Annotated in this window: 13 protein-coding genes and 1 pseudogene; 5 read left to right on the plus strand and 9 right to left on the minus strand. The window is 63.2% G+C overall.

Annotated features, from left to right (window positions below):
• Positions 1-38 precede the first annotated feature (38 nt).
• The 3 genes from AC1DDS_RS00440 (at position 39) to AC1DDS_RS00450 (ending at position 2,343) form a co-directional block, all read left to right on the plus strand.
• Complete coding sequence (locus AC1DDS_RS00440; RefSeq protein ID WP_310418584.1) at positions 39-500, plus strand: RDD family protein; 462 nt, start codon at positions 39-41, stop codon at positions 498-500.
• Between the two features lie 154 nt (positions 501-654).
• Positions 655-1,416 (plus strand): arginyltransferase, encoded by a 762-nt coding sequence (locus AC1DDS_RS00445; protein WP_477477101.1) that lies wholly within the window; start codon positions 655-657, stop codon positions 1,414-1,416.
• Positions 1,417-1,431: 15 nt separating this feature from the next.
• Complete coding sequence (locus tag AC1DDS_RS00450) at positions 1,432-2,343, plus strand: DMT family transporter (RefSeq protein ID WP_477477102.1); 912 nt, start codon at positions 1,432-1,434, stop codon at positions 2,341-2,343.
• 75 nt (positions 2,344-2,418) lie between these two features.
• On the opposite strand, the gene parC is transcribed toward AC1DDS_RS00450, so the two are convergent.
• Positions 2,419-4,695: a DNA topoisomerase IV subunit A gene (parC, locus tag AC1DDS_RS00455; RefSeq protein WP_477477103.1), complete on the minus strand. Its 2,277-nt coding sequence runs from the start codon at positions 4,693-4,695 to the stop codon at positions 2,419-2,421.
• 215 nt (positions 4,696-4,910) lie between these two features.
• Between parC and AC1DDS_RS00460 the strand changes: the two genes are divergently transcribed.
• The gene (locus AC1DDS_RS00460) at positions 4,911-6,098 is read left to right on the plus strand and encodes a YdgA family protein (RefSeq protein ID WP_477477104.1); all 1,188 of its coding nucleotides are present in this window, start codon (positions 4,911-4,913) and stop codon (positions 6,096-6,098) included.
• A 344-nt stretch (positions 6,099-6,442) separates the two neighbouring features.
• Here the strand turns inward: AC1DDS_RS00460 and AC1DDS_RS00465 are convergent, their stop codons facing one another.
• From AC1DDS_RS00465 to AC1DDS_RS00495, 7 genes and pseudogenes are all read right to left on the minus strand, one after another.
• Complete coding sequence (locus AC1DDS_RS00465; protein ID WP_477477105.1) at positions 6,443-8,587, minus strand: methyl-accepting chemotaxis protein; 2,145 nt, start codon at positions 8,585-8,587, stop codon at positions 6,443-6,445.
• 194 nt (positions 8,588-8,781) lie between these two features.
• Positions 8,782-9,030: a DUF1236 domain-containing protein gene (locus AC1DDS_RS00470; RefSeq protein WP_477477106.1), complete on the minus strand. Its 249-nt coding sequence runs from the start codon at positions 9,028-9,030 to the stop codon at positions 8,782-8,784.
• Between the two features lie 147 nt (positions 9,031-9,177).
• On the minus strand, positions 9,178-10,968 hold the full coding sequence (aspS, locus tag AC1DDS_RS00475) for an aspartate--tRNA ligase (RefSeq protein WP_477477107.1): 1,791 nt from the start codon (positions 10,966-10,968) through the stop codon (positions 9,178-9,180).
• Between the two features lie 273 nt (positions 10,969-11,241).
• Complete coding sequence (locus AC1DDS_RS00480; protein ID WP_477477108.1) at positions 11,242-12,294, minus strand: D-alanyl-D-alanine carboxypeptidase family protein; 1,053 nt, start codon at positions 12,292-12,294, stop codon at positions 11,242-11,244.
• A 146-nt stretch (positions 12,295-12,440) separates the two neighbouring features.
• Positions 12,441-12,807 (minus strand): annotated as a pseudogene (locus AC1DDS_RS00485) (DUF2161 family putative PD-(D/E)XK-type phosphodiesterase); the annotation flags it as partial.
• Between the two features lie 151 nt (positions 12,808-12,958).
• Positions 12,959-13,318 carry a hypothetical protein gene (locus tag AC1DDS_RS00490; protein ID WP_477477109.1) on the minus strand — a complete coding sequence of 120 codons (360 nt, stop codon included), beginning with the start codon at positions 13,316-13,318 and terminating at the stop codon, positions 12,959-12,961.
• A gap of 44 nt (positions 13,319-13,362) precedes the next feature.
• Positions 13,363-15,804, minus strand: a complete 2,442-nt coding sequence (locus AC1DDS_RS00495; protein ID WP_477477110.1) for an arylsulfatase — start codon at positions 15,802-15,804, stop codon at positions 13,363-13,365.
• A gap of 357 nt (positions 15,805-16,161) precedes the next feature.
• Here AC1DDS_RS00495 and AC1DDS_RS00500 point away from each other — a divergent pair, with 357 nt between their 5' ends.
• Positions 16,162-17,400 carry an MFS transporter gene (locus AC1DDS_RS00500; protein ID WP_477477111.1) on the plus strand — a complete coding sequence of 413 codons (1,239 nt, stop codon included), beginning with the start codon at positions 16,162-16,164 and terminating at the stop codon, positions 17,398-17,400.
• Positions 17,401-17,469: 69 nt separating this feature from the next.
• Here AC1DDS_RS00500 and AC1DDS_RS00505 read toward each other — a convergent pair whose 3' ends face one another.
• Entirely contained in the window at positions 17,470-17,889 is a 420-nt protein-coding gene (locus AC1DDS_RS00505) for a DUF1801 domain-containing protein (protein WP_477477112.1), read from the minus strand.
• Positions 17,890-18,047 lie beyond the last annotated feature (158 nt).

Below are 18,047 nucleotides of genomic sequence, written 5' to 3' on the forward strand. Positions count from 1 at the left end.
CCCATATCAGTGCGGTAAGGGAGCACAGGAGCATTTTCATGAGCAACTATGACGAGGTTCGTCTGCCGAGCACGGACTGGCGTGCCTATCGCGGCGTGCTGTCGCGGCGGGTCTTTGCCTTCCTGATCGACTACGCGATCGTCGCGCTGCTGTGGGTGCCGGCGGCCGTTGTCGTCTTCTTCCTCGGCATCATCACGCTGGGATTGGGCTGGATGCTCTATCCGGTGCTCTTTGTCATCGTCGCCATGCTCTACTTCGGGCTGACGATCGGCGGGCCGAACCAGGCGAGCGTCGGCATGAATGTCATGGACCTTGCCGTCATGCGGGTCGACGGGCGGCCGATGGATTTCCTGACCTCCGTCGTCTATCTCGTGCTGTTCTGGATCGGCAACGCGATCCTGACGCCCTTCATTCTGCTGATCGGCCTCTTCACCGATCGCAGCCGCCTGCTGCACGACCTGCTGCTCGGCACCGTCGTCGTTCGACCATCAAGGCTGTGAACAGCCGAACGTTCGCGCCTGTGGGTTATCCTCCGGGATATCCACCGCCACCTTCGTCAGGTCGTAAACCTCCCGTTTGCCGGAGTTGACCTTTTCCTCAGTTGCGCCATGCTAATACTGTTTGTGAGGCCCGGTTGGAGTCGCGCGCCGAAAAATGAACACCCAGACAACCCCTGCTCCGCAATTCTATCTGACGGCTCCGGCGGCATGTCCCTACCTGCCGCACGAGATGGAGCGGAAGGTGTTCACGCACCTCGTCGGCGAGCGCGCGCCCGAACTCAATGATCTCCTGACCCAGGGCGGCTTCCGCCGGTCGCAGAACATCGCCTACCGGCCGGCGTGCGAAACCTGCCGCGCCTGCATCTCCGTTCGCATCCTCGTCAACGAATTCCGCCCGTCGCGGTCGATGCGGCGCGTGCTCGCGGCCAACGCCGATCTCGTCGCCTATGAGTACCCGGCCGAGCCTTCGAGCGAGCAGTATTCGCTGTTCCGCCACTATCTCGACAACCGCCACCAGAAAGGCGGCATGTCGGACATGTCGGTGCTGGACTATGCGATGATGGTCGAGGACACCCATGTCCATACCAAGATCATCGAGTATCGGTTGCGCCAGGAAGGTTCGGGGCTCGACGAGCGCCCGCGCGGCGAACTCGTCGCCGTCGCCCTGACCGACAAGATGGGGGACGGCCTGTCGATGGTCTATTCCTTCTATGACCCCGAACGCGCGCCGCGCTCGCTCGGGACCCACATGATTCTCGACCACATCCGGCGGGCCAAGGCGCTGGGGCTGCCGCACGTCTACCTCGGTTACTGGGTCAAGGGGTCGCAAAAAATGGATTACAAGGTAAAGTTTTTGCCGCAGGAGCACCTGCTGTCCCATGGCTGGGAACGCTATGATGGCGAAAGTTCAGCCTGAGAATCGGATTTTCGAGTGTCACAAGCCCAAGACCTCTCCTTGCATCGCAAGGGGCTTCTCATTACCGCGATCGGCGGCCTTGCCCTCTCCTTCGACATTCCCCTGATCAGGTCCTCGCAGGGCGACGTCTGGTCGGTGCTCGCCGTGCGCAGCCTGTCGACGTTCCTCGTCGCGATCGCGGCCTGGTCGTTCATTCGTTTCCTGTTGAAACGGCCGATGGCGCTCATCCCCGGCCGAGCGGGGATTGCCGCCGGCATCTTCTACGGCATCAACTCGCTGACCTTCATGCTGTCGGTCTTCAACACGACGACCGCCAACGTCGTCTTCATCCTCGCCTTCACCCCGATGTTCGCCGCCCTGCTTTCCTGGATCTTCCTCGGCGAGCGTCCGACCAAGGCTACGCTGCTGACGATGGCAGCGATGGTCTCTGGGGTGGCGCTCATCGTCCACGACGGGCTCGAGAGCGGCAATCTCTTCGGCGACGCCATGGCGACCTGCTCGGCCTTCCTGCTGGCCTCGGCCATCACCATCAGCCGCAAGAGCGGCGCGGACATGGGCTTCGTGCCGCTGGTGACAGCGATCATTCCCGGCATCGCCGCCCTGTTCATGCTTCCTGGGGGCACCCTGCAGATCGAACATCCGGGCTTCATCCTCTTCGACGGGCTGGTGTTGGCGCCCCTCGCCTTCTGGTGCCTTGCGACCGGCCCGCGCTTCCTCACCGCGCCTGAGGTCGGCATGTTCTACCTGCTGGAAACGGTCCTGGCACCGATCTGGGTGTGGATTATCTTCACGGAGCGCCCCTCGAACCAGACGCTGGTCGGCGGCTCGATCCTGATCGCCGCCCTGCTGTTCCATTCGCTCTGGCAGATGCGCAGCAAAGCAAAGGCAGCGGTGCTGCAGAGCGGCATGGCAACAGAGGCGGGATAGGGCCTTTGTGGCGAATAAGCAGCGCTTCCTGCGCGACTTTACTGTCCCGTACTCCGGCTAAAGAGCCGGAGCCCCTCAGCCACTGAACTTGCCACTCCGCGGAAAACCCTTCGGCACGGTTCGGCCGGCACTGGCGCGATCGCCCATCCACTCGGCCAGTTCATCCTTGGTGCGCACGAAATTGCGTCCGGCGCTGTCGTCCCACGACAGGCCCTCATCGATCGCGAAGCAGCGCACATCGGAAACGCCGCCATCCTTGTAGCGCTGCAGGCGCACGCCCTTGCCGCGCGACATCTCCGGAAGCTGGACCAGCGGGAAGACCAGCATCTTGCGGTTCTCGCCGACGACGGCGACGTGGTCGCCGCGCACTGGCACGACGAGCTTCGCCTCGTCCGGCATCGTCACGTTCATGATCTGCTTGCCCTTGCGGGTATTGGCAACCATTTCCGTCTCGGCGATCACGAAACCATTGCCGGCCTGCGAGGCGACGACGACCTTGCGGCCGGAATCATGGACAAACGCCGTCAGCACGTCCTGGTCATTCTCCATGTCGACCATGATGCGCAGGGGTTCGCCATGGCCGCGGCCACCCGGCAGCTTGTCGGCGCCGAGCGTGTAGACCTTGCCGCCGGTCGTGACCACAAGGATCTTGTCGGTCGTCTGGGCCGGGAACGCCACCTTGAGTGCGTCGCCCTCCTTGAACTGGAGGCCGGAGACATCGGCGAGGTGGCCCTTGAGGGCGCGGATCCAGCCCTTTTCCGAGATGACGACCGTCACCGGCTCCTTCTCGATCATCGCCTGCTGGATCGCCTCCACATCCGCCTCTGGCGCATTGGCGAACTGGGTGCGGCGCTTGCCGATCTCGGTCGCCTTGGCGAACTTCTTCTTCACCTCGCCGATCTGCCAGGCGACCGTCTGCCATTGCTTCGGCTCCGAACCGAGCAGCGCCTCGATCTCCGCCTTCTCCTTCGTCAACGCGTCGAACTCGGTGCGGATCTCAAATTCCTCGAGCTTGCGCAGCGAGCGCAGGCGCATGTTGAGGATCGATTCCGCCTGCAGGTCAGTCAGCGAGAACCGGGTCATCAGCGCCGGCTTCGGCTCGTCCTCCTCGCGGATGATGCGGATGACCTCGTCGATGTTGAGGTAGGCGACGAGGTAGCCGCCGAGGATTTCCAGCCGCCGCTCGATCGCGGCAAGGCGATGACGCGAACGGCGCACGAGCACCTCGCGGCGATGCGCCAGCCATTCCGACAGAACCTCGTTCAACGCCATGACGCGCGGCACGCGCCCCATCGATAGCACGTTCATGTTCAGCGGAATCCGGCTTTCGAGCTCGGAGAGCTTGAACAGCGATTCCATCAGGATGGTCGGATCGACGCTGCGGCTCTTCGGCACCAGCACGACGCGCACATCCTCGGCCGATTCGTCGCGGACGTCCTCCAGCAGCGGCAGCTTGCGGGCCAGCAGCAATTCGGCGATCTTCTCGATCAGGCGGGACTTCTGCACCTGATAGGGAATTTCGGTGACGACGATCTGATAGCCGCCGCGGCCAAGATCCTCCGTTTCCCACTTCGCCCGCACGCGGAAGCCGCCGCGGCCGGTGCGATAGGACTCGATCATGCTTTCGCGGCTCTCGACGATGATACCGCCGGTCGGAAGATCCGGCCCCTCGACACCACCCTTTTGCGGATTGGCCGGGTCGAACATCAGATCCTCGACCGTCGCGTCCGGATTCTTGATGAGGTGGAGCGCGGCGTCGCACAATTCATGGGCGTTGTGCGGCGGAATGGAGGTGGCCATGCCAACGGCGATACCCGCGGCGCCGTTGGCGAGCAGGTTCGGGAAGGAGCCCGGCAGGACGACGGGTTCCTCGTCTTCCTCGTTGTAGGTCGGCCGGAAATCGACCGCGTCCTCGTCCAGCCCTTCCAGGATCAACGTGGCGACCTCGGTCATCCGCGCTTCGGTGTAACGCATGGCGGCAGCGTTATCGCCGTCGATGTTGCCGAAGTTCCCTTGTCCGTCCACCAGCGGGTAGCGAATGGCAAAATCCTGCGACAGGCGCACCAGTGCGTCATAGATCGAGGCATCGCCATGCGGGTGGAACTTACCCATCACGTCGCCGACGATGCGGGCGCACTTCTTGTAGGCCTGCCCCGGATCGAGCCGGAGCACGCGCATGGCGTGGACGATGCGGCGGTGAACGGGCTTCAACCCGTCGCGCACGTCCGGCAGCGCGCGGTGCATGATGGTCGAAAGCGCATAGGCAAGATAGCGCTCTTCCAGCGCCGCCTTCAGGTCAACCGGTTGGATATGATCGTCTCCGCCAGAGGGCGGCAAAATCTCTTGTCCCATGGGGCTTGACTACCGAATCTGCCGATTCTCGGCAAGGAAAACCGGGCGAATGCGTTGTGGATAGCGTCTGACGCCGGTGAGCCACAATTACGGAACTTTCACATCTTACACTTCGTCGACATAGACACTTAACCCGGTCAGAATATAGTTCGCGCCCGACACGTCTAACTGCCGGAGACGGCATTCGCCGTTACACATCCATTCAAGAGGACAACATGCTTCAGAACCGCACCCTTCGCAGGATGCTCGCCGGCGTCGCACTCTCGGCGTTCGCAACTCCCGCCTTCGCCATCGACGGCACCGACCTGGTCAACAAGCTGAACGCGGCGAATGTCACGAGCGGCGTCACCGTTTCCTATGGCAACATCGTCGTCGACGGCGACACGGTCACGCTCGAGGGGGCGAAGATGGCGTCGGCCGGCGGTGAAGCCGCGGAAATCGGCGATGTGACGCTCAAGGGCGTCGAGGAAGACGGTGATGGCGGCTACAGGGTTGAAACCGTTCGCTTTCCAGACTTCAACACGACCGAGGACGGCGTGACCATCACCGCGTCTGATCTGCAGATCGGCGGCCTGACCATTCCCGCAGAGGTCAACACGCACTCGCTCGACTCGATGCTCATGTACGAAACGGCCAGTTCCGGCCCGGTCACCGTGAGCAGCAAGGGCACGGAAGTCTTTTCCATGTCGGGCATGCAGGCCAATGTCGGGCGCATGGACGGCGACGCCGGGCTCACCTTCGACGCCACGCTTTCGGACATCAAGGCGGACCTGACCCAAGTCGAGGATGCGAAGTCCAAGGAAACGATCGAAAAGCTCGGCATGCAGTCGATCGACGGCAAGATGACCATCAAGGGCAGTTGGGAACTCGCCAGCGGCAAGCTTGCGCTCGACGAATACGCGCTCGACTTCAACGACGTCGGCCGGCTTGATTTCTCCTTCGCGATCTCCGGCTATACGATGGAATTTCTCAACGCGATGCGCCAGGCGATGGAAGCGAGCCAGGCCAATCCGAACAAGGACGAGGCCAATGCCGCGCTCGGCATGTCGATGATGGGCTTGCTGCAGCAACTCACCTTCAACAGCGCCGCCATCAGCTTCGCCGACGCCTCGCTGACGAAAAAGGTGCTCGACGTCGTCGGCGCCGAACAGGGCGTCTCCGGCGAGCAGATGGCGCAGTCGCTGAAGGGCATGGTGCCGCTGATGATCGCACAGCTCAACATGCCGGAGCTGCAGAACCAGATCGCCCAGGCGGTCAACACCTATCTGGACGACCCGAAGTCGATCACCATCAGCGCCGCCCCGGCAAACCCGGTCCCCTTCCCGATGATCATGGGTGCCGCCATGGGCGCGCCGAACACGATCCCGCAGGTGCTGGGCGTGAAGGTGACGGCAAACGACTAGCCACTGCCCTACGCATGAAATGGCCCGGTAGCGATGCCGGGCCATCAGACAGCTGACAAAACCTTCAACGCCTCTTCTATCTCCAAGCGGCATCTTACGACTCCGTCATGCCGGACCTGATCCGGCATCCAGCGCGCTCAAGTCCTTGAGCGCAAAAAACCCTTCCGCGCCGCAGACGCGGCGCTTCTGGACCCCGGATCAAGTCCGGGGTGACGGAAACAGGGCTGTTTGCGACGATTGACGGTTTGTTAGCTGTCCAATGGTCCGGTAGCGATACCGGGCCACTTTTGTTTCGGGCCGGCTGCAGGGCGCCGGTTCTCCGGCCACCCCGCCTGGTCGGTACCTTAGCTTGCGCGGCGGTCGCGCGTGTGAACTGGCACCGCATGGTTCGCGCCGGCAGCGAAATCGGGTGTAGCGGTATCGTCGGAAGGCAATCTGAACTGCGCCACAAGGCTGCGAAGCTTTCCGGCCTGCTCGGCAAGCAAGGCGCTCGCTGCCGTGTTCTCCTCGACCATCACGGCATTCTGCTGCGTTTCCTGATCCATCTGATTGACGGCTGCGTTCACCGCGGAAATGCCGTGCGACTGCTCGCGCGCGGAGACGGCGATCGCCTCCATCAGGCCGTGGATCGCCGTCACCTCCTGGCCGATCGCCTCCAGCGCGGTGCCGGTGGTGCGGACGATCCCGACGCCGTCTTCGACTTCCGTGGAAGAACTACGGATCAACTCCTTGATTTCCTTGGCGGCGCCGGCCGAGCGCTGCGCCAGCGCGCGAACCTCTTGCGCGACGACGGCAAAGCCGCGGCCGGCCTCGCCGGCTCGCGCCGCCTCGACGCCGGCATTGAGCGCCAGCAGGTTCGTCTGGAAGGCGATGTCGTCGATGACCCCGATAATGCTGGAGATGCGCCGCGACGACTGTTCGATGCGCTCCATCGCGCCGACGGTGCCGCCGACGAGCTCGGCGGTGCGCGCGGCGTTGGCGTTGGCGCCGGACGCGACGTCGCGGGCCTCCTGCGCTCGTCCGGCCGCATTCGCCACATTGGCGGTGATCTGTTCGAGGGCGGCCGCGGTTTCCTCCAACGACGCCGCCTGCCGCTCGGTCCGCGCCGAGAGGGTGTTGGCGCCGGCACTGATTTCGTGGCAGCCGCCATCGATCGTTCGACTGACGGTGGAGATCTCCAGAAGGGCGGTACCAAGCTGACGCAACGCCTGGTTCAGATCGGTCCGCAGCCCCTCGAACTCCGGCGAGAACGATTCGGTCAGCTGGAAATCGAGATCGCCCCCGGCAAGGCTGCGCAGCCCCGTGGCGAGGCCCTGCGTCGCCTGCATCAGCCGTTCATGCGCCTCGGCCTCCGCAGCCACCTGGATTGCGATGCGCTCGGCCTCCGCCTTGCGACGTTCCGCTTCGGCCTGTTCCTCCAGCCGCCGGTTGGCGATCGCCGCCTGGCGGAACACTTCAAGCGCGGCGGCCATGGCGCCGATCTCGTCGCGGCGGTCGAGCCCCGGCACGGTGATTTCGCTCCGACCGCCGGCCAGCGTCCGCATGGCCGCCGTGATCGAGCCGATCGGCCGCACGATGGAGCGACCGACGAACCAGACGGCAATCAGCAGGGCGGCAACGCCGGCGCCGACCAAAGCCGCCACCATCGTGATCGTCCGGCGGGCCGACGCCTCGTTCGCGGCGACGTGCTCCGACCATTCGCGCGCGAAAAGCGCGGACGCCCGATCCCTTGCAGGCTGGATTTCGGCGTGTGCCGCAGCGATCGCCTCGCGCGCCGCCGCTTCCCGCAGGCTCGTCTCCGCGTAGAGCCGAAACGCGTTGCGATAGACGTCGAACGTCTCCATCACCCGCTGGCGCTGGGCGCCGGGGCGGAAGGATTTGCGCACCAGGCCGATGAAGGTTTCCGTCTCTGCTGCATGCCTGTCGATATATTCCGCATCGCGGCGCAGGATAAAATCCTTCTCGTGCCGCCGCAGCATCAGCATGCTGGCGACGACACTGGCGTCGTCAACGCCCTGCAACTGTTCCTCGATGCTGTGGACGGCCGAGCGCATCGCCCCCTCCAGCCCCTGCGACGGGTTCAGCCCCAGTTCCTCGTTGATCTTGACGAGGTTGGCAAAGGCCTGACCGTAGACGTCGAAGCGGGCGCCGAGCTCCTTTAGTTCCGCTGCGAGATCCGCGCCGGCTTCCGCCTTCAGGCGGTCGAGGCGGGACATCGCCGCCGCAGCGGTCGCCTCGAAAGCAGCCTTCGTCGACAGGTCGCGTCCGAGCAGAAAATCCTTCTCAGTGAGGCGCGCGGCGAGGAAATCGGCCGACAGGCCGCCGAATTCGGCCTCGCGAGCAGCGATGCGGTAGCCGACCTCGCGGTTGGCCATCTCGACCTGCCGATGCACCAGAAGAATGCCGGCGATAAGCGTGATGCCGAGCACGGCGAGCACGCCCAGCAGCAACACGCGGTGTGCAATTTTCAGATTCGATGAGAACGACATGGAAAGCGCGCCACTCAGACAATAATTGGCTACGCTATCGCCTTGAAAGAATTAACGAAGTTTCAAGTGATCATGAAGGTTTCATGACAATTCACAGAGGCTACGGCACCCGATCGTTGCCACCGCATTTGCGGGTTCGGGGCACCGCGGGGCGAAATGAAGAAGCCCGGCGCATTGCACGCCGGGCCCTTCCATTATTCGACGACCTGGATCACCGCTCGCGTCTGCGGATTGACGATCACCCGCCGGTTATTGACGATGACATAGGCATAATCACCATGCCCCTGGATAGTGTGGAGTTCCACCGTGTCAGGGATCGGTTCGCCGACGACGACGTCGCCCTCGTAGACCACGGACTGCACCTGCTGTTCCAGCACATAGGTCCCGACCTCGCCCGGAACCACGACCGTCGTGCTCTGGGCATAGGACGCGGACAGGCTCAAGGCACCCACCGTCACGGCGATGAAATGATTGCGTGGGGTCGTTCTCCTTGTTGCACAGTCGCAGAACGACCGGGCAAGGAAACGGTTCCGACATGCGCCGCAGCGGGCCGCCCCAGAAAACCGGAGCGGCTACGCTGCAAGGCCTACTTAGTCCTTCTTCGGCGACGGCATGACGCGCAGCGCCAGTTCGCGCAGCTGGGCCGGCATGGCCGGGCTCGGCGCGCCCATCAGAAGGTCCTGTGCCTGTTGGTTCATCGGGAACAGCGAGATCTCGCGCAGGTTCTTGGCGCCGACCAGCAGCATGACGACGCGGTCGATGCCGGCCGCCATGCCGCCGTGCGGCGGCGCGCCGTACTGGAAGGCGCGGTAGAGGCCGCCGAAGCGCTCCTCGACGTCAGCCTGGCTGAGGCCGACCTTCTCGAAGGCCTTGACCATCAATTCCGGCGACTGGTTACGGATCGAGCCCGAGGCAATTTCGAAGCCGTTGCAGACCATGTCGTACTGGTAGGCCTTGATCGTCAGCGGATCCTGCTTTTCCAGCGCCTCAAGGCCGCCCTGCGGCATGGAGAACGGGTTGTGGGCGAAATCGACCCGCTTTTCGTCCTCGTTCCATTCATAGAACGGGAAGTCGACGATCCAGCAGAGCTCGAAGCGATCGCGGTCGACGAGGTTCAGCTCCTCGCCGGCCTTGGTGCGGGCTTCGCCGGCGAACTTGTAGAACTTGGCCGGGTCGCCGGCGACGAAGAAGCAGGCGTCGCCATCGTCAAGACCGAGCTGGGTGCGGATCGCGTCGGTGCGCTCCTCGCCGATGTTCTTGGCGAGCGGGCCGGCGCCTTCGAGCTTGTCACCCTCCTTGCGCCAGAAGATGTAGCCGAGGCCGGGCTGGCCGTGGCTCTGCGCCCAGGCGTTCATGCGGTCGCAGAAGGCGCGCGAGCCACCGGTCTTGGCCGGGATCGCCCAGACCTCGACCTTCGGGTTCGAGGCGATCATGTTGGCGAAGACCTTGAAGCCGGAATCGCGGAAGTGATCGGTGACGGCCTGCATCTCGATCGGATTGCGCAGGTCCGGCTTGTCGGTGCCGTAGGTGCGGATTGCCTCTTCATGCGGGATGCGGCGGAATTTTTGCGTCACCGGCTTGCCGTCGGCAAACTCCTCGAAGATGCCGCGGATGACCGGCTCCATCGTGTTCCAGACGTCTTCCTGCTCGACGAAGCTCATCTCGAGGTCGAGCTGGTAGAATTCGCCCGGCAGGCGGTCGGCGCGCGGGTCCTCGTCGCGGAAGCACGGCGCGATCTGGAAATAGCGATCGAAGCCGGCGACCATCAGCAGCTGCTTGTACTGCTGCGGCGCCTGCGGCAGCGCATAGAACATGCCCTCGTGGATGCGGCTCGGCACCAGGAAGTCGCGCGCGCCTTCCGGCGAAGACGCCGTCAGGATCGGCGTCGAATACTCGGTGAAGCCGACATTGTTCATCTCGCGGCGCATGGCGGCGATGATCTGGGTGCGCTTGACGATGTTCTTGTGCAGCGTTTCGCGGCGCAGGTCGAGGAAGCGGTACTTCAGGCGCACGTCTTCCGGATAGTCCGGCTCGCCGAACACCGGCAGCGGCAGTTCCTTGGCCGCCGACAGCACCTCGATCTCCTTGGCGTAGAGCTCGATCTCGCCGGTCGCCATGTGCTTGTTGACCGTGTCCTCGGTGCGCGCCTTGACGAGACCGTCGATGCGGATCACCCACTCGCCACGGACGGCTTCGGCGATCTTGAAGGCCGGGCTGTCCGGGTCGGCGACGACCTGGGTGATGCCGTAGTGGTCGCGCAGGTCGATGAAGAGCACGCCGCCGTGGTCGCGGACGCGGTGGACCCAGCCGGAGATGCGAGCGGTCTGACCGACGTCGGACTTGCGGAGGGCGGCGCAGGTATGGCTGCGATAACGGTGCATTGTTCTATCCTGGAATGCGTTCGAGGGCGGCTCCGGCAAGCGCAGCCACACGTCTTCAAAATCGGGCGGACAAGCGCATGACCGGCCGGTTTTGTCAAGGCTTGGGAGCATCAAGGCGCCCGAAGCGGGCTCCGGACCGCGTCGCTTTTATGCGCTTTGCAGGCTGCGACCAGACAAGCGGCAACGATCGCGCGACGGATTCTTCCGCCCGCGTCATGTGGTGTTTCGGACGGGGGCATTGGCCTCAGCTAGCAACGCCGGGCGTTGCTGTTGTTATGAAGGTCGTGGAGTGGGTATTGGTACATCCGCTGCGTTATCATTGGCCCAGGTGCTGATCGTGTGGATCTGGCTAGGTATCTGGTCGCGCAAATAGGATTCGTGCCCGGGCAGGCCCATTGGATAAAGCCTGTTCCGGGCAGTCTCGTAGGCTGCGCTCTGGTCGGTGCAGAGTTGAATGCGCATATCCGGTGGCGCGACATCGGTACGGTTTTGAAGATCGTCGACAAGCCCTGCACCGGACGACAGACGGCCGTCGAAGGCTTCTGTCAGATATTGCGCTGACCGTTCGTTACGTTCCCGTTCTGTGGTCGCGCCCATAATAACCACCATCACGCGCTTTCCGTTGCGCGTGGCCATACCGATGAAGTTTCGTCCGGATGCGCATAGAAAACCGGTCTTCATGCCGATCGTGCCGTTGAAACGGGTTAGCAGCAGATTGTTGGACTTGATTTCTTTGCCGTCGATCGTGACCGCGGAGGCCAGGAAAAAGCGGCGATATTCCGGGAATTTTCGGTCCACTTCCAACCCGAGGATCGCAAGATCGCGCGCGGTCGCATAGTTGTTCCGGTCAAACAGGCCGTTTGGGTTGGTAAAATGCGTGCCTGTGAGCCCAAGACGTGCCGCCGCTTCATTCATTCGCCGGACGAAAGACGTTTCGTTGCCGGCCACGGCTTCTGCCAGGCCTACAGCGACGTCGTTTGCCGATGCGGTGATCATAGCAAAAAGCGCGTCTTCCAGCGTCATCGTTCGCCCGACGGATAGGCCGGACTCCAGAAAGGCCTGTTTCATGGCGTTCCGCGTCATGGTGACTGGCGTCGTCAAGCTGACTTCGCCAGATCGAAGGGCTTCAAACACGACGAGCGCCGACATGAGCTTGGTTGTCGAGGCCGGATACCAGGGGACACCCGCATCCTCCTGATGGAGCACCTGATGAGTTTCGGCATCCACAACGAGCACAGGTGTGGCGTTTGCGGGTGACCACGTGAAAAGAGATGCAATGAGCACCAGTCTTTTCCATGGTCGTCCGGCCCTTGTATTTTTGGTCATGTGCCAGTCTCCAGAGGGAAGGTCGTCCCAATGCCACGATGCGCCCTCCGAGCACAAGCAATTGCAGGTCGACTGTTTGACCGCTTTGGGCCGCCAGAGGCGCCCCACAACACCTGGCATTGAAAGGTTGCCACGAGCTGCTGGCTTGACTGCATATCCGGCTGCGGCCATCGCTGTAACCCTTCCCGCCCAGAATCCGTCAAGCCGTAGACGCCTCTCTCAAGCCGCTCAAACCAACCATATACATTCGAAAGCAATATCTTCCCCGTCTCCGGAATGCCCGCTCTTACATCGCGAACACGCGATGGTCCGGCAGCTAGAGCCGCCGCACAGCCGAGCGCCTGCTGGCGATATGCCGTCATCGCGTGTGCTGCCACCCAGTGCGGGATCACCACGTCGCTTCTGGTGTTCGCGCATGAGCCTCGAACGCCGTTTCGGGTTGGTGCGCGGCATTGGAGAGACGGAGCCGACGATGACGTTGACATTGCCGGCGTCGGAAATCCCGAGCATGCCTGTCCAGTATGCGCCTTCGGCACCAGCGGCCCCCAGACACTCCCGTCCTCCGACCGCCCGCCCTTGCAGTTCTTCTGGTCGTGCGGCTGACGATTTTGCGCTGCTGCCACCCTGTCCGGCGTCTTCGGGTGGCGGGCTGGAACGGGCGATGTCAGGTCGATATGGTTTTGGTATGACTGCGCCAGAGCAGGATCGACAGCAGTGCGTGAACGGCGACCGCCGGCCACAGCAGGACACCGGTGAAGCCGCCCCATAGTCCGACATAGGCAAGATAGAGGGTGGCGGCGGCGCTGTAGGAAAGCATGCCGAGCAGCGGCGAATTGCGCCAGCAGGCGATCGCCAAAGCGATCAGGGCAATGCCGGCCACGCGCGCCGCCGGGACCGCGACGCCAACCATCTCCGCATCGAGCAACAACCGCCCAACCAGAGACGGAGCGGCCAGCAACGCCGCCCCCGTTACGGCTTCGCCGGCTGCCGCGACCATCAACGCCCGGTTGCTCGATCCCGTCATTCCGAATGCCCTTCCCTCTGCTGTGGCAGCGTCGCTGTCCACCGTCACGGGGTCGCCTTCGCCTCCCCGGCGAGCCTGAAGGTCAGCTTGTCGATCTTGCCGGTAAACTTGAAGGGCGGATCGTAGCGATATTCCAGCAGCGCCACACCCGTGCGCGTGTCCTGGCCGATGTCAAAGGTTTCGTCCTCGGGAAAGGTAATCGGAATTCCATGTTCCAGGGTATTTTTGGCCACCTCCTTGCCATCGACGGAGAGCACGCCCGTTCCGCCCGTGCCCAGGCTTGAGCCGTCGGACTTGTAGTCGAAGACGATCGTATGCTTGCCGGGCTCCAGTTCCGGCCCCTCCCACGTTGTGCGCTTGAGGTCGAGGAGGTTGTAGAGGAACACCACCCTGCCGCGGTCGAAGCCGAACTCCCCCTTGCTGAGGAACAGACCGTAGCCGCCGAACCGTCCACCCTGCGTGACGATCATGCCTTCCGCGCCGCCTTCGGGTATCTGTACCTCGGCGGTGATGGTGTAGGATTTGTTCAGGGTGCTCGGGGCGGCGCTGGCGGGCACGCCGGTCAAAGCGCCGGTATAGGTGAACTCCGTCCGCCCGGCAGTAAGGCTCGGCCGCGGCGTACTCCAACGGGCAAGCGTCGAATTATCGAGGGGCAAGACGTTGTATTTCTTCGCCTCCGCGTAGAACAGGTCCTGCATCGCCTTTAGCTTGTCGGGCATCTTGGTCGCCAGATCGTTGAACTGGGTGGGATCCTCAGCGACGTTGTAGAGTTCCCAGTTGTAGCCGGTGATCACGTCCGGCGGTGTCTTGGTGCTCAGTTCCCATGGCAGCGTCGCCGGCGTCGTCGCAGCCACCCATCCGTCGTGATAGATGGCGCGGTTGCCGAGCATCTCGAAATACTGGGTCTCGTGCCGTGTCGGGGCGGCGGCATTCGCCTTGTCCCAGGTATAGGCCATACTGACGCCTTCGATCGGCTCCTGCCTGATGCCGTTGATCGTCTCCGGCTGCGGGATGCCGGCGGCTTCCAGGATCGTCGGTACGATGTCGATGAAGTGGTGGAACTGCCGGCGGATGCCGCCCGCGTCGGTGATATGACCGGGCCACGCCATAACCATGCCCTGCGCGGTCCCGCCGAAATGCGACGGCACCTGCTTGACCCACTTGAACGGCGTATCCATCGCCCAGGCCCACCCGGCGGCGAAATGCGGGAAGGTTCGTTCCGAACCCCAGAACGGATACCAGAGGAACTGGTCCTTGACCGGCACGGACACGCCGTTGAAGGTGGTGAACTCGTTCGGCGTGCCGTTGACCATGCCCTCGGCACTCGCGCCGTTGTCACCACCGATGTAGATGATCAGGGTGTTGTCCAGTTCACCGAGGTCGTCGACCGCCTGGATCACCCGGCCGATCTCATCGTCCGCATAGGCGAGGTATGCGCCATAGACGTCCGCCTGTTTGATGAAGAGCTTCTTGTCCTCGAAACTGAGCTTGTCCCATTCTGGCAGCCCGTCGGGCCACGGCGTCAGTTGGGCGTTCTCGGGCATGATGCCGAGCCGCTTCTGGTTGGCGAAGATCTTTTCGCGCACCTTGTTCCAGCCATCGTCGAACAGGTGCATATCGCTGATCTTCTTGATCCATTCCTGCGTGGGGTGGTGCGGCGCATGGGTGGCGCCGGGCACGTAGTAGACGAGCCAGGGTTTTTCGGGCGCAATCTCCTTCAGCTGCCTGATATAACCGATCGCCTCATCGGCCATGGCCGTTTCCAGATTCCAGCCGGGATTGTTTTCGAACGGATAGATGGCGGTGGTGTTGCGGAACAGGTTCGGCTGCCATTGGCTGGCATCGCCACCGACGAAGCCGTAGAAATACTCAAAGCCCATGCCGTTCGGCCATTGCTGGAACGGCCCGGCCTGGCTCGATTGGTAGGAGGGCGTGTTGTGGTCCTTGCCGAACCACGACGTGGCGTAGCCATTTTCCTTGAGAATCGTGCCGATCGTGCCCTTTTCGATGGGAATGATCGAATCGTAGCCGGGATATCCGGTGGCGATCTCGCCGACAACGCCGAAGCCAACCGAGTGGTGGTTGCGCCCGGTGATCAGCGCCGCGCGGGACGGCGAGCACAGCGACGTGGAGTGGAAATTGGTGAAACGCAGGCCCGAATTGGCGATGCGGTCCATGGCGGGCGTGGGCACGACACCGCCAAAGGTGCTCGGGGCGCCGAACCCCTGGTCGTCGGTCATGATCAAGAGCACGTTGGGGGCGCCTTTCGGGGGCACGACGCGCGGCGCCCACCAGGGGGTCGACTCCGAGGCTTTGTCCTTGATCACCCCGCCGAACTTGGGATCGGGCGGAGGAAGCTGCTTGCCGTCGATCGTCGTCGTGGCACCGGGCGAACCCGGTGTGCCGGTGGCCTGCTGCGCCCACCCGCTGACACAGCCGAGGGCAAAAAGTGCAGCGCCCGCAAGCATGGTGCGACCGAACTTCATGTTGATTACCCCTGCTGTCTTGGAAGTACAGGGGAATATTAGCACGCTCTCATTTTCATGTCCTCGCAGTCGGGCACAGAAGCAAAGCGAAAACGCTGCGAAGACCGCCGCACGCCAAACGTTCGTTCTCTGCCTTATCCTTCTGTCCTCGCCCAGCTCCCGGGGCCCTGCTGCGAGACGGGCGCTGTCAGCGGTAAAGCCGCGGCTAAAGTGCAGCATCGTGCGTTCGGGGATAGGTTGGTGTTCCCAGCTGCGCAAAAAGTCCGTGCGTGTCGCTTCTGGCACTGTCGCCGCACGCTTTCCGCTTGTAGGAATGGACGTCACGCCTCGACCCCGATTCCCCTCTCCGGCGGCAGCATGAGCCAGATCCGTCCTCTCCTTCCCCTACTCGTCACGGCCGGGATCCTGATCGGCGGCAATGGACTGCAGGGGACGTTCATCTCGCTGCGTGCCTCGCAGGAAGGGTTTTCCACCTCGCTGATCGGCGTCGTCGGCGCCGGCTACAACATCGGCTTTGCGATCGGCTGCATCTATGTCACCCGCGTGCTGAGGGCGATCGGGCACATTCGTACCTTCTCGGCCATGGCGGCGATCGCCTCGGCCTCGTCGCTTGCGATGCTGCTTGTCATCGACCCGACCTTCTGGTTCTTCATGCGTCTGCTGGCAGGGCTCTGTTTCGCAAGCCTGTTCGCCACCGTCGAAAGCTGGCTGAACGCCAGCGTCACCAATGCCAACCGGGCGCGCACGCTCTCGGTCTACCGCCTCGTCGACCTCGGCTCGGTGACGGCGGCGCAGTATCTCATCCCCGGGGTTGGCATCGGCGGCTTCCAGCTCTTCGCGATCATCTCGATGGCGCTGACGCTGTCGCTGGTGCCGATCTCGCTCGCCGACCGCTCCAGCCCGATTGCGCCCGAAGCGATCCGCTTCGACGTCAAGAAACTCTGGAACATATCGCCGCTCGCCACGATCGGCTGCATCGTCGTCGGCCTGACGAACGCCGCCTTTCGCTCGCTCGGGCCGATCTATGGCCAGGAGATCGGCCTTTCGGTGACGGAGATCGCCAGCTTCATGAGTGCCGGCATCATTGGCGGCGTCGTGCTGCAATATCCGCTCGGACTCTATTCGGACAAGTTCGACCGGCGCGTGATCATCCTGATCGCGACACTCGGCGCAACGCTCGCCGCCCTGTTCCTGGCGATCTTCGCCGGCGGCGACGAATGGCTGAACATGGTCGGCATCTTCGTCTTCGGCGCCTTTGCGATGCCGCTCTACTCGCTCTGCTCGGCCCATGCCAACGACCACGCTGGTGACGGCGAGCACGCGCTGGTCTCAGCCGGCATGCTGTTCTTCTGGTCGATCGGCGCGATCATCGGTCCGCTCTTCGCCTCGGTGCTGCTCGACATCTTCGGACCCAATGCGCTGTTCACCTACACCGCCGTCATCATGGTGATCTTCATGGGCTACACGCTGCTGCGCATGACCGCCCGGCCCGGCGTCCCGGCGGAACAGCGGCACGGACGCTTCCGCAGCCTGCTGCGCACCTCCGCCTTCTTCAACAAGCTTGCCGGCGAGGGACGCAACGGCGGGGAGCGGTAGGCGCTGCTCGCGCCTTACGCGCCTTGGGCTGGAATGCCGCGGAAGGAGCCACAGCGCAGGAGCAATGGCTCAAGTCCCGCTGCTCTTTGACTGTTTCGCCCGGGCAGCCGCGGGGGCATTCTTTTTCAACTTCGTTCGATTGTGTTCAATGGCGGCCCGGACAAGGTTTATCAGCGCCGGCGCGTCGATCTCGTCGCCCTCGAAAAAGTCGATCGCCCGCCGCGCGTTACCGTCAAGGCTGGCGTTGAAAAGCCTGTCCGGATCCGGCAGGCTCGCCCCGTAGGCAAAGGTCAGCTTCACCTTCCCCTTGTGGGCGTCGGCGACGGCGATCATTCCATCCCGCGACCACACCGGACTTCCCATCCACTTCCACTCCTCGACGATTTCCGGATCGGCCTCGAGAATGGTTTTCCGGACACTGGCGAATGTTTTGCCGCGCCAGTCTGTGAGACCCGCAATCAGCTGGTCAATTTGCTCCGATGGGGTCATTGGATTTCTTGCCTCAGAATGCTGGGGTGGAAGGATGCCGTCCGCGCTGTGCGTGCATCATGCACGATCATGGTGCGGCTATCCACCCGTAGCCCCCTGCCGCCACTCCGGTCTTATGATTGATTTGCCGTATTGATGAGTTTCGCCATCAGGTTTAA

The sequence above is a fragment of the Mycoplana sp. 10N416 genome, from assembly GCF_056394765.1.